The sequence below is a fragment of the Terriglobus roseus genome, assembly GCF_900102185.1.
Lineage (GTDB): Bacteria > Acidobacteriota > Terriglobia > Terriglobales > Acidobacteriaceae > Terriglobus > Terriglobus roseus_A.
This window is the reverse complement of sequence record NZ_LT629690.1, coordinates 549,166-566,035: the sequence shown is the minus strand read 5'-3', so window position 1 is coordinate 566,035 and position 16,870 is coordinate 549,166. Positions and strand designations below refer to the sequence as shown.

The window sequence follows — 16,870 nt, the reverse complement described above, 5'->3', positions numbered from 1 at the left end:
CTCGACGGCCATCCTTAGGGATGGCCGTTTTATTGTCTAGGCCCTATCGAAAGACCCCGCAGTATTCTCCGTTACAAGTCCGTCGTCTAATTGCTACGAAAGCGATTCGCATCTTCCCTACGATTCAACCCCATGTAGATCTCAACCAAATCAGTCTTCGCAGCTTTCAGAAATCCGTTGGATGGCAAAACGAGAGCGTTCAAGGTCGCATAACCTTGCAAGCTTTCTGCTTCAGCGTCTGCATAACGTTTCTGGCGAAGCATTGCACGGCCAAGCTTCAGATGGGCAATGCCAGTGTTGAGATGACCTTCGTGAACTGTCTTAATGAAAACCTGCAGCGCTTGCCGGTACATGGCTTCAGCTTTTGGATAGTCCTTCTCAGACATGTAAACGCTGCCTAAGTTGGACAATCCCACGCCAATGAACTGATGGCTTTCTCCGTAGATGACCCGCCATATGCCAAGCGCCTCACTAAAATGGCGTTCCGCCGCAACGTAGGTTTCTTCCTGAAGCTCCATCGTAGCGAGCTCATTCAACGCCGACGCAACCGCAGGATGATCATGTCCATGAGTGCGCTCTTGAATCATGAGCGCACGATTCAATGGTAGCTTTGCATCTTGATAGCGCTTCTCTCGTATCAAGACTCTTGCCAGCGAGGTGAGATCTTCCGCGACCTTCGGATTCTCCAATCCGTACCATGCCTCCGCGATCGCAACACACTGTTGGTAATTCGCTTCGGCTTGCTTCAGATTGCCTAGTTCAAGTTGCACTGCGCCCAGGTTATTCAGGTCTTCTGCGACTTCCGGATGCTTCATTCCATAAAATGCGCGGTGCATCTCAAGCACCTGTTGATTCAACGCGTCCGCTTCTGTGTAGTGCCCTTGATAGAAATGAACATTCGCCAATTCCCGCATATTAAGCGCGGTATCGGCATCAGCAGCTGTGCTCTGTTGTCGCAATCGCAAAGCATCGGTCAGCGCTTTCGCAGCTTCTGGGTAACTCCCCTTTGCTTCAAGAACAGTTCCCAAAACCATCAGCGCATTTGCAGCGATTGGCCTTGCCTTATCCTCTGGACGCACCGGAATGCTGCGGCTCACATCGACTGCCTTCCTTGCGAGGCGCTCTGCATCGTCAAGCTTTGCTTCGTCCGTCCGCAACCCAGCAAGCTCTATAAGATTCTGGACATACTTCCTTGGTAGATCTTTCGCCCGTGATTCGCGCCAGGCCAAGGATGCTGTAAGTAACTCCTCGGCATGTCCCTGATCACCAAGCTTTCTGTAGATCTCTCCCAGGGTTTCCTTCATATCTGCCTGCATATCGGGATCACTGTTTAGGCTGCTCGCCTCTTCACGACCACGGTCAAGAAGAGGCTTCACGCGCAAGTCTTCTGCTGGACCAACACTGGACTCGTTACCACGAAACAGATTCGACGTGAACTGTTGGATACGCTCTGTGCGTGCTGCTTCTGCGATTGCAGCATCCCGCGCCTGACGCAGATGAATTGCAAAATAGCTGCTGAGAGCAATGAAAACCAATATTGCTATCGCCGCATAAACAATCTCCACTCGTCTGCGTGCGGCAAATTTGCGTATCCGATATATTGAGTTTACCGCGCGCGCAGCCAACGGGCGTTTCTGCAGGAAGGCATCCACATCACGGATCATTGCCTCCGCAGAAGCGTAGCGAAACTCCGGCTCAAACCGGATTGCTGTAAGACAGAGAACATTAAGATCTGCCCACTCGCCACGATTGAGCAGTCCGGATAACCTCTTAGTCGTTTGCTCAATAGGAAGTCGTCGCGGGCTCTCTCGGGCGAAGTCATCTTTATCAAAGGGCAGTTCTCCAGCCAGCATCTCGTAGAGCAAAAGACCGAGCGCGTAGACATCTGTAAACACGCCAACCTCCGCGCCGGTTTGCTGTTCCGGTGCTGCATATTGTGGCGTCATAGGATGCAGCACAGTCAGGGTGACTTCAGCTGAGAGCGGATCTTCAGCAAGCTGCTTAGCTATTCCAAAATCCAGGAGTTTGACAGTACCACCACTAGTTACCAGTACGTTCGAGGGCTTGATGTCGCGATGGATGATCGCTCGCCGATGTGCATAGAGCACCACCTCACACACCGTACGAAATAGCTCCAAACACTCCTGAACAGTGCCCTTGCGATCCTCCCAATACTTCGTCAAAGGAATGCCGTCAACATACTCCATCACAAACCACGGCGTACCGTCCTGCAGAGCATTCGCGTCGTAAATCTGTGCGATGGCAGGGTGTTTCAATTGAGCAAGAGTTTTCTGCTCGCGCGCAAACCGTCGACGCCTTTCAGGCGAGACCCACGCATCACGCAAAAATTTAATTGCGACCAGACCACCGATATCCACGCGCTCAGCGAGATAGACAAATCCCATACCGCCTTCACCCAACAATCGAACCAAGCGATACGGACCAATCTGTTCCATTTGCTGAAAAGGGGACCGCTCACGTTCACCCTCAACAAATGACTGAGCAAAGGCGACAAGATCATGCTCCAGCGATTCCTCTTGGTTGCGATCCTCCACCAGCATCGCTTGAACTTGCGTCAATAGGACATCGTCGTCTCCACAATGCTGCTTGAGCGTCACAGACTGTCGGTCCAGAGGAAGGTCAGCAACTAAATGAAAAATTTCTTGCGCGCGAATCCAGGCTGATTGTTCCATCAAAAGTTCTACCGTTGCCTTTCAGATAGAACTGCATCTCCCGCTAAAGCCCGGCGCACTTCCACCGCCAGCCACGCCTTCGCTGCCCGCCAATCACGTAACGCTGTTGCCTCTGAAATGCCGAGCAGGGAGGTGATCTCAGCAATCTCCAAGCCTCCAAAAAATCTGGCTTCAACCAAAGCAGCCTGTCGAGGCTCTAAGCGAGACAGCTCTTCCAACGCAGCATCAAGAGCCAAAACTTCGCGATCGGTGTCGAGCGCGCCCAGTTGTTTCGAATACAACGCTTCATCGAAAGTGACCTTCTGAATTTCACTTCCTCTGAGATGTGCGTTCCTTCGCCGCGCAGCATCCACCAACACCTGTCGCATCGCGCGAGCTGCAATGCGCTTGAAATGTAGAGGCGAGACAGAGGCAACCGAAGGTGTTCGCGACAGCTTGATCCAAGCTTCATTCACGATAGCCGTCGGCGTAAGGCTCACGTGCGCTTCGTTTCTGTGTAGCGTCCGCGCTAACCTGCGCAGTTCCTCGTACGCAAGGCTGAACACCTCGTCCAGCTCACGAGCTGTAGCCGAGGAAAGGCTCGGGATCAGAGTGCCCTCGAATTCGGCCGAGAAATCATTTGAAAAATTATCAAGGCTCATGACGGTTTTGAAAGCCCCTTTGCGCATTGGATCGGTGAGGCAGCAGTACGTCTGAAACAGGAGGATGCCGTGATCTTATCCGCTTCCCTTTCGAGCAGGCAACGCATTTGGTTATCTTCTGCTGCCCGTCCTTCGGTGCAGCGCTTCTTGCGTGGCTTTATCACCGCTCTTGCATCTTCACTGCTGTTGGCCTGCCACGCCAAGCTCAACGAGAGCTACCGTGGAACGCTCTCCAACCGTGTCATCGAATTCCGGTCGAACATGGCCTACATCACAGAGGGCGGATCAACTCAAGCTTTTGCGTACAGAACTGAGGACAACGACACGATCGTCCTGCAGATGCCCTTCACAAACGTGGCCCTGCGACGAATGCCAGACGGCTCTTTATACGGAATGGGGGAAAACCTCGTTCGAGTCGAAAGCTCCTCCCCTTAGTCAGGCTGCATCGCGCCATATCTGCAATCGTGTTCGGTCTTTATGTCATTTACCCAGGAGAAAAGAAGATGATCCTTACCAAACTCAGCCACCAACAAGTCATTGGCACTCTGCGAGCCACCGGCTCGAGCGACCGCGACGTTTTATTCGCCAAGAAAGAAGAATTGTTGCAAGAAACAAAGCGGCTGAAGCTTCTCGGCATTGTTCCGCTCATAGCGGGAACCATCCTCACAGCTTCACTCGTTGGTGCGATTGTGGGTATCCCAATGCTGTTTGTTGGTTACAGCGTCCGCAAAGCCTACAAACACAACCTACAGGTCAGTGACGAAGCGTTCACCGAATATCTCCGTTCGCTTGACTCACTTCCTGAATGAGCTTAAATACCAGTTTCGTATTCCAAACCTTCACAAACATAGAGAGGAAATTGATGCGGCAACTATCCCAGAACGTTCTAGTGTTTACTACCCTTCTGCTTATCCCTTCAATTACACCGGCTCAAAGCGCATGGGAGAAGCTCAAGCAAGCTGCGAAGCAAACATCGCAAGCAACCAAGAGCAGTGGTCAGCCAGCCACCGCGCAGCAACACACTACCGACGCTGCGAACCAAGGCTTTCATGAGACAGCAGAGACAGGCACACCACAACTTACCGCTTCCCTTGCTGCTTCTGCCGGTTTCATTGAGGTCACCGAAATCAAGCTGGGCATGAGTGCCAAAGACGTCCCGTCCATCGTCAGAGCCCACAACGGCGCGCTGCAGATAACTCCCGAAACCTATGTTCATCAGCTAATACCCGGCCAGACACTTACCTCAGGAATTCATGCAAAGACACCAGTAGTCTCCGGTCAGATCTTCGAACAATACGAGGTCGCCTTTACCACGCAGCCGAACGACAGCTTTGTAATGGCCGTAGGACACAGGGTGCACTATCCAAAAGGACAACAACCAACGTATACAAGTGCGATCGAAGGCATGCGTACGAAGTATGGCAAAGAAAACTACGTTCCTCACGCCTTCCCTTCTGGGGCCAGTTTCTTTTGGGTCATGGATACACAGGGGCACCCGGTAACAGGACCCGATCTGCAACGCATCGTTGAGACCTGCACGAGCCCGTTTCTTGCAGAACAATGGCAAAGCTCATCCGACACCGTAACGAAAGGCTATGACGAGCGGAAACTTTCCATCGGCGCTCTGCGTTGCAGTTCCTATGCGACGGTAGGCGTGTATTTCCAGGGCTCTCTCATACCGGGTCAAACCACGTATCTGCTGGATGATCTGCTCGTGGTCGCCACGAACGGCGCCCTCTATCGGAGCGCAGTCGAAACGACTCATGGTCAGTATCTGGCTGCGCAGAAGAAAGTGGACGACAACAAGATGAAAGATGCGGAGAAGAAAGGAGTCGCCTTTTGATCGCACGCAGGACAATAGTGCTGCCGCTACTTCTGCTCCCATTGCTCTCAATCGAGAGTAACGCACAGCTCCGGCATAAGCCTTCAAAGGCGAAGACATTGGATTATCTCAGTACAAAGGCCGGGTTAGGGCCATGGGACATCTGGAAGACACAGCCATTGCGCAACAGGCTAATTGCACTCTTGGGAAGCGAACAGTTCCAAACACTCCAGATGAACATGGACCCAGCAGACCCGCTAAAAACGAGCAACGGGGTCATGAGTTCGGGAGGTAACCGAGCACATTTAGGAGGAGAAGAAGAGGGCGTGTTACTTCTCGATCTCAACGACGACGTCATCGAAGTGCTCATACTGAACAGAGGCGGGGTGGTTAGGGCATGGGCAGAACACAATAGCTCGGTCCCAATACCCCCGACAATCCGGGAACGCTTAAACCAATGGCCGCAAGCTGCATTGCACCAGGCGTTGGCCTCTCTCAATCATCAAGCCGACCCTATATCTAATCCCAAATAACCAACACTGACGGTGATGTTTCCCCGTTTAGTGAGTTCCTCGCAGTGCGACGGAAAGAGACAGCCATACCAACTTGCTCTTGGAACCTCTGTAGTCGCGTTTTAGGTCATGAAAGACCTTCCTCCAGCGATAAACAAGCCCACGCTCTGACGTGAAGGAAACTGCAAACCAGACGAGAAGAAGAAAAAGTGCAAAAAACAAATAATCGCCAGCGGCGTACTGCATTTCTTAAAGCCTCAATACTTGTCTAAGCAATCTGAACAATCGATTGCAAAGCACCTGATATCGCATGCGATATCAACACGCAAAAAAATTCGCCCCGTTCATCACCTGCACTTCATAACCATGCAGGCTAGGACGGGCCGGGATTTGGAATCGGAATACCCTGAATCATCGATCGCATCGCACGCAAGGCGCTTACTGCGACAGATGTCCGGTTAGACGGCAAAAAATATTAACCGATTACCAAATTTTAACCGGCTTGAAATCTGAATGCCATTATTGGTCAGGACTCAACTCGGACCACAATTGTCGTATATTCTCTACTAAAGAAACATGAGGCCTCCGCGGCAGTCTTTTGGCGAAGCACCGCGAAGGCCCATATACGGCACCCGAAAAGGCGAGATACCGTTTCTTCATTAGAAATGAATCGCGCGTCTTTGGGCTGCCCAAGAAGAGGCTACGCGATGCGATTTTCTGTTGAAAGGGCACTTGCCCTTTCCTGTGTTGTTCTGTCTTCCAGTGCTGCCTTTGCACAAAGTGCGCAGCTTTCCGGTTTGGTTCGTGATGCCGCTCATGCAGTCATTCCAAATGCAACTGTGAGCGTTGAAAATGTGGACACCCACCTGCGCTGGCAGGGTGAGACAAACGGAGCCGGTTTGTATGTGGTTCCCTCGCTCGAACCGGGCCGATACACGGTAAAGGTGAGTGCCTCCGGTTTTGCTCCTCAGCAGATCGACAGCGTAAAGCTGGACGTGGCGGGCAAAGTCTCGCTTGATGTGACTCTGCAGGCTGGGGGAGACAGCCAGATCGTTACGGTAAACGGCGGCAATGTGGTGATGAACACCACCGACGCCACCGTAAGCACGGTAATCGACAGCAATTTCGTAAACAATATCCCACTGAACGGACGCAGCTTTCAATCGTTGCTAACTGCTGTGCCGGGCGTTGCACTCGTACCTTCCTCGGGGCCAGGCGTAAGCGGCGAACTGACGGTGAACGGTCAGCGCACCGAAGGCAATTACTTCACGGTAGACGGCGTGGCTGCGAACACGGGGGCGTCGCCGGGCACCATAGGCTACGGAGCCGGCTTTGGTGGACAGACGCCGAACGAGACAGTGCTGGGCACCACACAGAGCCTGCTGTCAATTGATGCACTTCAAGAATTTCGCGCAACCACCTCTTCGTACTCAGCACAGTACGGGCGTACGCCGGGAGGCCAGTTCGACATTGTGTCGCGCGCCGGAACGGACCTTATCCATGGAACGGCCTATGACTACCTCCGCAATGAAGTGCTGGATGCTAACAACACCTTCAACAACCGCAACAAAGTCGGACGTCTTGCGGAAAGGCAGAACGACTTCGGCGGCACAGTAGGTGGTCCCATCTGGTTGCCGCATCTTTATGACGGACGCTCCAAGTCATTCTTCTTCTTCTCGTATGAAGGCTTGCGGTTGCGTACGCCTGTAGCAGCAACTCTGAATGGTGTACCGAGCGCATCGTTGCGCGGAGACACAACAGTGAATGCCACGCTGCGCTCCGTATTGAATGCATATCCTGTGCCAGATGCTGGAACAGACCGAGGCAATGGATTGGCGACGTACACAGCTGCGTACTCAAGCCCAAGCAACCTCGATTCCAGCTCGTTGCGTCTGGATCACAGCTTCAGCGATCGCTTCCGCATTTTTGGACGGGCAGCGTATACGACTTCGAGCATTAGCACGCGCAACTCCGGCAATTTCGCCGTGCTGAATGCTTCGAAAGGAAAGACAAGACTCATCACGCTGGGTGCAACAAATGTAATCACGCCGCGCTTCGTGAATGAATTACGTTTCAACCTGACGGGCAATGATGCAGACAGCGCAGCAACGCTAACCAATTTTGGTGGAGCAACTCCCTTGAGTCTCGGCGGCCTACCTGGCTATGCGAACCCAACCCAGGACTCATTCATCTTCAATATTTTTTACGACCTGCATGCTCTGACCTATGTCGCTCCGGGCGCTACGCGGCAGCGACAGATCAACGTAGTGGATACACTGACGGCTTCGGTCGGTCGGCACACGCTGCACTTTGGCTTTGACTATCGCAGGCTGTTGACTTCGCAATCGCGACCTCCGTTATACGAGTTTGCATACGTATTGTCAGAAGCTGAACTGCGCGCCAACACGATGACAGCGATCATTGGCCAGAAGTATTCCGGCGCGATGCGACCGACATACGAGAACTACTCAGCCTTTGTTCAGGATGAGTGGAAGACCACGCCCCGCTTGAGCCTTTCCTATGGGGTTCGCTGGGATGTGAACCCTGCTCCACATGATGACGCAGGCAATGATCCTTTCGCTGTGACAAGTGCAGACCCCGCGACGCTTGCAGTTGCAAATAAGGGAACGAAGCTATGGCAAACGCGTTATGGCAATGTGGCGCCGCGCTTTGGTATTGCATATCAAGCACATCAAACACCCGGACACGAGACGATACTTCGTCTTGGTGGCGGTTTGTTCTATAGCCTCGGCGCGGCGAATGCTTCGCAGGGATACGGCGGTTTAGGTTCGTCAGCGACAATCTCTACAGTGGGCGCTGCATTCCCGCTGACACAAACGCAGGTTGACACAATTCCTGCGCCAAATATTGCCGCACCCTATGCGGCAAACGTGTATGCGACGAATCCGAAGCTGAGTTCGCCATACAGCGTGCAGTGGAACGCAGCAGTGGAACAGGGCTTGGGACAGAGCCAAACGCTGAAGGTTACTTATGTTGGCTCTGTAGGACGGCAGCTGTATCTGTCGAAGCAGTATCTACCGTACTACCTTGGCAACAGGAATTTCAGCGCGTCTTCCTATCTGTACCTGACGACGAATGGAGCATCCGCGGACTACCACTCATTGCAAGTTCAGTTTGAGCGCCGACTCTCACGTGGATTGCAGATGCTCGCGTCGTACACGTGGGCGCATTCGCTGGATGATGCCTCGAACAACCTTGCCGTATATACACAGTTGCGTGGACCTTCGGACTTTGACGTTCGCAACAACTTTGAGATGGCGCTTACGTATGAAGTTCCAAGTGGCTATCGCAACGCTGTAGCCAATGCCGTGCTGTCGCACTGGTCCTTCGTTTCGCGTACAACGGCACGCTCTGGGCTTCCAATTGATCTGATTGGTTACACCACGATTGGTGGTGGCAGCGGTGCGCAGTTGAACTATCACCCGAACATGGTGGCAGGACAGCCGATCTATGTGCAGGACAGCACAGTTCCCAGCGGTCGCCGCATCAACTACAACGCCTTCAAAGCCGCCACAACAGCAGCGGGCGGTGTAACGGCATATGTGGAAGGCAACTCAGGCCGCAACTCCGTCCGGGGTTACGACGCTGTAGAGCAGAACCTCGCAGTCCAGCGCGACTTCCCCATCTACCATCGCGCTGGCATCCTGTTCCGTATGGAGGCGTTTAACCTGCTGAACCATGCAATTTATGGCAGCGTGTACAACAACCTGGCAACGGGAGCGACGCTGTTCGGCACCACTTCCGGCACTCTGAACAATCAGCTTGGCGGATTGAACTCGCTGTATCAAACAGGTGGGCCGCGTTCGCTGCAGGCCGCACTAAAGTTCCACTTCTAAACAGGAGGGTTGGTTCATCCATGCAGTCGCATTCACTTCGTAGATGGTACAAACTGCATCGATGGACCAGCCTTGTCTGCACCGTCTTCCTGCTAATTTCATGCATCACGGGTCTTCCACTCATCTTCGGTGATGAGTTGGAACAGATTGGTAAGCCGCAAACAGAAGAGGCAATTGAAATTCCCGCCATTCCTCTGCAGCACTTTGTAGATCTAGCCTTGATTCGTCACCCCGGAGCGCATCCCGCTTTCATGACCATCGAAGAAGATGCGCCTGAGATACGCGTTGCCGTTGTAGGCAAAGCGATCAAAGGTCGCGTCATCGACGTGTATCACGCAAGCACTGCTGCACCGCTTTCTTCTGGCACGCAAGGCAATAGCGTGATGGAAAAAGTGCTCGCGCTGCATCGCGGTCTGTTCGCAGGTGTTCCCGGCGAACTGTTCATGGGCGCAATGGCTCTGCTGTTTGTGCTCGCACTGATCAGCGGGATAGTCGTGTATGGGCCATTCATGCGCCGCCTGCCTTTCGGCACAGTTCGCCCGACACCACATCGTACGCATTGGTTAGACCTGCATAATCTATTGGGCGCTTCAGCGCTCTGCTGGATGCTGGTTGTTGGTGGCACAGGCATTCTGAATGCTATCTCCGCACCACTATTCGCGCTTTGGCAAAAGCAGTCTGCAATCTCCGTGCTTGCTTCATACAAAGGACATCCACCTGCAACGAACATCGTCACACCGGACGTAGCGGCCGCTGCCGCGCGTCGTGCATTGCCCGGAATGAAAGTCACAGGCATCGTCTTTCCCGGACCAACAACAACACCGTGGCACTACCTGATCTACACCAAAGGCCGCACGCCGATCACGTCACGCATCTTCACACCGGTTCTCGTGGACGCGACGACAGGTATCGTGACGTCCTCAACGCAGTTCCCGTGGTACATCCACACCGTTGAGGTATCGCGTCCGCTTCACTTTGGCGATTACGGTGGATTACCGTTGAAGTTCCTTTGGGCCGCATTGGACTTAGTTGCAATCACAGTGTTGATAAGTGGCATCATGCTTTGGGTTGGTAAAGGCAGGGCGACTGAGTTCGTTGCAGACAAAACTCCGCGAAGACACGCTCATCAACGACCACGTTCGTCTCTACAAATCTATCGTTGGCCCATCGTATTAGCCATCACATCCCTCTGCGGGCTCCTTTCCGCACTCATCGGAGACGGATGGTGGGATGCACTCTCCTGGTGTCTCTTATTGCTCTGCGTTCTTGCTTGCACTCCAGGACTGATACACAAGTTGACACCCGATTCCCTGTTGTAGCCAGTAAAAGAATGTCTCCACTCCTTTACTGGCCGACAGAGCTACTGAGGCTACTGAACCGTAACGGTTAACGGTACAGCTCTCGTCACGCTACCCGCCGTTGCAGTGATCAACACGGTCTTTGTTCCCGTATCTTTCAGCGTGGGCGAAGCAGGGGTCGAATTGCCGCCGCATCCCGTCAGGCTAGCCGCGGCAACCATCATCAGAAGCAGCGAGCACAGCAGTCGTCCTCGGGTTGCTGTTTTGCGCAGCGTCGCCACAAGCAAGAGCGGTACTGACATCAACACAATCGCCCATCCCCTCACCGAGCTAAATCCGGAAGTGCTCGTGAGAACGTTTCCCGAGACAGTGAACGTGGTGCTTGCCGTCCCGCCGTCCGTGACTGTGTTGCTCGCAGGCGAGAAGCTGCACGTCATACCTACAGGCAAACCTGAGCATGCATAGTTCACAGTTCCTGCCATACCCGACAGTGACTGCAGCTTCAGGGTGACCGCTGAAGAAGTTGTGCCGTAAGTCACATTTAGTGAGGATTGCGATAGTCCAAGGATCATGTCCGGTGTATTGGCATAAACCATCAGCGAGCTTGCTGCTGAATTGGAAGGCTGACTACCGTCGCTCGGAAGATAGTAGGCCGAGATGCCATGGTTGCCCAGCGACAAACCTTTCGCTGTATAGGTCGCATTACCGGTTCCATCCAAAGCGACGTTCGCCACAGTCTGGTCATTGTCACGGAATTCCACAAAGCCTGCCGGAACTCCAGTCCCAATGGTCTTAGTGATCTTCGCGCTGTAGGTTACGTCGATGCCCAGCACGGAGCTTCCCGGAACAGTGAGTGTCGTCACCGTATCCTGCGACGTCGGTGCTGTTGCACTCACGCCATTGAATTGCGAGACAGAGCAAACGTTTGCGGTATGAATGCCAATGGCATTCGTATCGGGTGAGAAGTTTTTATTGATCGGGTTGGCGCTGTCCCACTCGAACGCGAGATCAAATTCAGAGGTCCCGCCGTCGGTGATGCGAACCTGCATCGGTCCACCACCAGCCACAAACTCATCGCGCACAAAGTTCACAGAGTTCGAACTGTTACCGAATAGTATGTTCGACATATTCGCGTCCATTGCGGTTGCTCGCGCACCACTACCACCCTGACTCGTGAACGGAAGCGAAAGAACATACCAATCGTAGAAGGGCGCGTTATAGACATATTTGAACGGGAAGTCTGGGTTGTTGTTCACTGTCTTCCAGGACTCCCAGTAGGACGTGCCTCCGTAGGTGGGATACCACACAGCCACCCAGGCTGTTGTTGTGTTGTCATAGAACGCCTTGCACGAATTGGTGTCACCGTTTGCGGTGTATCCCATATCAGCAGTCGCTGTCTGGCCATACATGCCCCACTTGTGTGCCTGATAGATCTGCGGAATCAGCGAGACATACAGACTCTTCTGCGAAGCCTTTGTGATCATCTGAATCACTTGGTTCTGTGTTGCCTGCGTGGGTGCAAAGAGCGGAGACTGCGTGATGCTCTGACCACCCAACGCATTCAACTTACCCCAGTCACCGGTAATGGAATCCAGCGTGGAATCAAAGCCCGCCAGAAACTGGCCCTGCAAATCCGAACCTGCAATCTGACCAATCGTGGTATCTAAACGGTAGTCAAGCCGTGGGATCTCCTTTTGCGCGGATGTATCGCCGCTGCTGAGTCCGCCGCCAGTGCTACCGGCCGCGGAGAACAGGTCACTCACGAAGCCAATCGCTTTGTTTGCCAATGCAATGTCGTCCGGGTTCACGACACCATCGGTCGCGAACGATACATAGGGGCTTACATCTGAGGCGACCATATGCATGATGTGCCACGGGCTCAGCGTCGCCGGTGTTGTGGTCTGCGCCTGAATTTGGCTCGCTTCCAGGTTTGCCTGAATGTCGCTGGACGCCTGAATCAGGCTCAGCGCAGCATTGGCATTGCCTGCGGCCACAAGGTCCTTCAGGTTGGTGGAACCAGTCACGAAGTAAGTAAGTACGTTCGTCAGGTCAACAATCTCGTTATGAAGCTGATACTTCACCGAATTGAATTCCTGCTGTGTGAAACTCAGCGTGGTTCCGTCCGGCGAGGTCCACGATGCACCCGGATATGTAGCATTCGCCGGATCATAAGTGTGATAGTCCAAAAGGGTATTCAACGATCCCGTGAAGAAGTAGTGAATGTCGTACGCATAAGTTCCGGTTACACCCGGCTGAGCTGCACCGCTGCTGTTCAACTGGCCTGCCACGTACCACTGGTTCAGCAGGTAATAGCTGAGGTACTGGTATGCCTGCGTCTGACCTGTCAGGGTGTTTCCTGTCGCAAGCGCAGTAATAAATTCAGGCCATTCCTGCGGCTGTTGCGAGTTGATCAAACCCAACTGCAGATCCGCTGTATCAGTAGCGGCCTGCTGCTGTTCCGTATGTGCCGGTTCATACAAACCATAGCTATCGCGCGCAAGCGTGCCGTGTACATAGCCACTGTGTCCCTGTTGTGTGAAGTAGGAAGAGGACAGCACATCATGTCCAGAGATCGGATTGCCAAAGGCAGGGCTGGCGACAAACGTATAAGTCGAATTGGTCGCGCCGGTATAGAGGATGGACTTATCCGGAATGCCCAGTGATCCCAGCGCATTCGCCAGTTCAATCGTGTTGTTTGGTGTGTTGTTATCGCTCGCCATGGTCGTCGCATCGCCCCAGCCAGCGGTTCCTACAGTTGTCAGAAACACGACTTGATCACTCCGCACAGACTGAAGTGTCTGCGCCATGGCGTTAATCATGGTGGCGTTTCCGCCATTCGCACCGAGTGGATAGAAAATACCGCAGTTCGCGAAGGTAACGTTTTGTCCACTGCCGCTGCCCGAACACGCGGTGGAAGTCGACAAGCTCCCACGATCCATAACCAGGACCCAAAAGCCATTGGTGCCTGTGGGCGGAGTATAGACAGCAGTCTGTCCTGGCAGGCTCGGCGCGTTAATAATCTTGATCTGCGCGCTCTGCTGCGCTGTTCCCGGCTGGACCGTGTATTCCACGTTGTTCGACGACTGGAAGTTGTAGTTTCCATTCGCGTCCTGCATCAACATGCCAGTGGCAAACGTATTCGGTATTGGACTGCCATTCGTCTTGTAGTACTCGAAAGCCGATCCAGGCTTGCCATTCAAAACGCCGATGGCCAGATATCCCTGGGGCACATCATTCGAAGTCCCGAGCGGACCACCTGTGCAGGTGCTACCAGAACCATTGGCGTTGCAATTGTAAGCACGTCCACCAATCGCGCTGGTGTTGAGTTGTGCCATGGCACTTCCTGCATCCGTGTTCTGCCCATAGTTCGTTCCCACAATCACCAGGTCGTTTGCAACTGGCGTTTGGCTTGCCAGATTCTGCAGCGCCGATGACAGTGAAACGCCATCGTTGTAGCACTGCGACGAGCCTGACTGCGTAAGCGTCCGGCGATCCACCAGGATGACGCTGTACATGCTCGAACTAGCGCAGCTTCCCGAAGCCAGAACGGAGCTGGACTTGGTACCAAGCTGGAACCAGTTCTGGCTGGCCCCAGGACCACCCGATACGAGTGTATAGAACCTAATCGAAGGCGGAAGGAAGCTGCTATAGGTAGGCAGGCTCGATGCTGTGACATCAGCACTGACAGCCAACGCGTGCAACCCTTGCGATGTGGCTGACGCTGCGCCGCTAACAAAATGTGTGCGCGTGCTGGAAGCCGTTCCATCCTGATTCTTCGCTGTCGCAAAGAGTGTGTTATTTCCGTCGATGACACCATCGTCCGAACCAAGCTGTGCGGTCAGGCACACCTTACCGGAACAAGGAGTTGCAGAAAACTTTGCGCTAACATCCTTGCCGTTGAGTTTTGCCTTTACCGTTTCAGTCCGTGTTCCCTGCGGAAACTGGACGATAGCCGATTGCAGATTGGAGCCTGGCGTTGCGGACGGAAAAGAGACCGTCGCACGGTTCCGAACATTGGCGGTTGACGTCACGCCAGCCACCGGTGCGGTCTGAGCAAATACTCCGACTGACGACACAAGCGCGGCTAGCGTACATAACTTTCTTAACGATTTCATAGGTACAACCTCACTTTTGCGGAGCGTGTATTTGCTGACAAAACGTCGCTTCGCAAGCCTATGAAGAAAGAAAGCCAGAACCTATAGTGGTCACCACACAGCAACCGATGGTGGCACTACATGCATTGACCATGTGGTTCTGCACGAGTGTGAATGGGTTTGAGTGAGCGCATCAACGCGGGCGAAGTAGCAAATACCACTAGGCGAACACACGGCGAATATGGAAGAATATCTCCAGGGCTTCCATCGGGACGCACATAGCTCGCAAAGCATTGAGATACCGCTTCTTTACCATTGGCGACGGCACACGCAGGCATTGTCATGATTGACGAACAGATCACCTTGCTCGGACACCGCAAGATCGTTCATGTGGACATGGATGCGTTCTATGCATCCGTCGAACAGCGAGACGATCCGAATCTGCGTGGCCGTCCGGTCGTGGTCGCATGGAAGGGAAAACGTTCCGTCGTTTGCGCCGCGTCGTATGAAGCGAGGAAGTTCGGCGTTCGATCCGCAATGCCGGCAGTAAGTGCGGAACGGCTATGCCCCCATGCAATCTTTATCCCACCTGACTTCACGCGATATAAAGCGGCATCCCAAGGTGTGCGAGAAATCTTCACACGACACACAGACCACATTGAGCCACTCTCGCTCGACGAAGCCTATCTTGACGTGACGCAGAACAAACAGGGATTGCCAACAGCAACGCTGGTGGCGAAGAAGATTCGTCAGGAGATATGGGATGAACTTCACCTGACTGCTTCAGCAGGCATCGCACCCAATAAGTTTCTTGCGAAGATCGCGTCCGATTGGCGAAAGCCGAACGGACAGTTCGTTATTCAGCCACACGAGGCACAATCATTCCTCCTCACGCTTCCTGTAGGCCGCATCCCCGGCGTTGGAAAAGTCACCGAGGCACGTATGGCTGAGGTCGGCATTAAGCTCGTGGGCGACATTCACGCCATGGATATCGCGACACTGGAACAAGCCTTCGGCAGCTATGCGCAACGTCTTTATGAGCTTGCACGAGGCATTGATCACAACCCTGTCGTGTCAAATCGCGTGCGCAAACAAATCTCTGCGGAAGATACCTTCCCCGATGACATCCCTCTCGAAGCGTGCAATGTGCACATCCAACGCCTTGCCGAAAAGATATGGAAAGCGTCGAATGCCAACGCCCGCGGAGCAAAAACGATTGTTCTCAAACTGAAAACGAAAGAGTTTCAATCACTCACGCGAAGTCTCACATCCCGTGAACGAATTGAAAGCTGCGAAGTGTTGACAGACACCGCGCTTGCACTCTGCGCTAAAGTCGGATTGCCGCAGGAGCAACTTTATCGGTTGGTCGGCGTGGGTCTCAGCAATTTTGAGCGCGAGAACGCGGAAGACGAAAGCACCGAAGACTCTTTCTCTCTACTGGCGGAGCAAATCCTCTAAGCGCGACAGAAAAGCGTGCTGTTCCGTTCGAAGATATGTTTTGGCGACAGACGGTGTGAACCATTGACCACGATCCACTTCAGGGATGGTCACAAGGCGCTTTGAACGCGGAGGCCACTCAATCTCGCAGGTATTACTTCTCAGGTCCGCCGGATCGCAGTCCCCTTCAAAGGCCCACGCAAACACAACCTTTCCGGACTTCTGAGTAACCGAACCAAGTTCAAGAAAAGGCTCTTGCGGGATGAAGCCGGTCTCTTCGATGAATTCTCGTTGCGCGGCTGCGAGAGGTCCCTCATCGTTCGTAAATTCACCCTTGGGCACAGTCCATGCGCCAACATCCTTCTTAGCCCAGAACGGACCGCCGGGATGAACAAGAAAGACCTCGAAAACCTCTGCTCTCTTGCGAAACATAAGGAGGCCTGCACTTTGCTTGGTACGTTTGGCCATTTGGCTGTAAGAACAGAATCCCTTCCCTTTATTTTCCGCACACGTCCA

The 16,870-nt window shown here is 53.5% G+C and carries 10 protein-coding genes; 6 read left to right on the top strand and 4 right to left on the bottom strand.

Annotated elements, in window-relative coordinates; all coding sequences use genetic code 11:
* Positions 1-86: 86 nt before the first annotated feature.
* Together BLT38_RS02620 and BLT38_RS02615 are read right to left on the bottom strand one after the other, a co-directional pair.
* Positions 87-2,693 (bottom strand): serine/threonine-protein kinase, encoded by a 2,607-nt coding sequence (locus BLT38_RS02620; protein WP_083343778.1) that lies wholly within the window; start codon positions 2,691-2,693, stop codon positions 87-89.
* Positions 2,694-2,701: 8 nt separating this feature from the next.
* A complete protein-coding gene (locus BLT38_RS02615) occupies positions 2,702-3,334 on the bottom strand; it encodes an ECF-type sigma factor (RefSeq protein WP_172838117.1) in 633 nt (210 codons plus the stop codon).
* A gap of 69 nt (positions 3,335-3,403) precedes the next feature.
* Between BLT38_RS02615 and BLT38_RS02610 the strand changes: the two genes are divergently transcribed.
* From BLT38_RS02610 to BLT38_RS02580, 5 genes are all read left to right on the top strand, one after another.
* Positions 3,404-3,769: a hypothetical protein gene (locus tag BLT38_RS02610; protein ID WP_083343776.1), complete on the top strand. Its 366-nt coding sequence runs from the start codon at positions 3,404-3,406 to the stop codon at positions 3,767-3,769.
* A 68-nt stretch (positions 3,770-3,837) separates the two neighbouring features.
* The gene (locus BLT38_RS02605) at positions 3,838-4,143 is read left to right on the top strand and encodes a DUF5362 family protein (RefSeq protein WP_083343775.1); all 306 of its coding nucleotides are present in this window, start codon (positions 3,838-3,840) and stop codon (positions 4,141-4,143) included.
* Positions 4,144-4,196: 53 nt separating this feature from the next.
* Positions 4,197-5,177 carry a hypothetical protein gene (locus BLT38_RS02600; protein WP_083343774.1) on the top strand — a complete coding sequence of 327 codons (981 nt, stop codon included), beginning with the start codon at positions 4,197-4,199 and terminating at the stop codon, positions 5,175-5,177.
* A 1,198-nt stretch (positions 5,178-6,375) separates the two neighbouring features.
* Positions 6,376-9,525 (top strand): TonB-dependent receptor, encoded by a 3,150-nt coding sequence (locus tag BLT38_RS02585; RefSeq protein ID WP_083343771.1) that lies wholly within the window; start codon positions 6,376-6,378, stop codon positions 9,523-9,525.
* 20 nt (positions 9,526-9,545) lie between these two features.
* Positions 9,546-10,844: a PepSY-associated TM helix domain-containing protein gene (locus BLT38_RS02580; protein WP_083343770.1), complete on the top strand. Its 1,299-nt coding sequence runs from the start codon at positions 9,546-9,548 to the stop codon at positions 10,842-10,844.
* Between the two features lie 50 nt (positions 10,845-10,894).
* On the opposite strand, the gene BLT38_RS02575 is transcribed toward BLT38_RS02580, so the two are convergent.
* On the bottom strand, positions 10,895-14,938 hold the full coding sequence (locus tag BLT38_RS02575; RefSeq protein ID WP_083343769.1) for an Ig-like domain-containing protein: 4,044 nt from the start codon (positions 14,936-14,938) through the stop codon (positions 10,895-10,897).
* A 321-nt stretch (positions 14,939-15,259) separates the two neighbouring features.
* Between BLT38_RS02575 and dinB the strand changes: the two genes are divergently transcribed.
* Positions 15,260-16,375, top strand: coding sequence for a DNA polymerase IV (gene dinB, locus BLT38_RS02570; RefSeq protein ID WP_083346883.1), 1,116 nt, complete (start codon positions 15,260-15,262; stop codon positions 16,373-16,375).
* On the opposite strand, the gene BLT38_RS02565 is transcribed toward dinB, so the two are convergent.
* Positions 16,352-16,786 carry an NUDIX domain-containing protein gene (locus tag BLT38_RS02565; protein WP_231966700.1) on the bottom strand — a complete coding sequence of 145 codons (435 nt, stop codon included), beginning with the start codon at positions 16,784-16,786 and terminating at the stop codon, positions 16,352-16,354. The genes dinB and BLT38_RS02565 overlap by 24 nt on opposite strands.
* Positions 16,787-16,870: the final 84 nt, after the last annotated feature.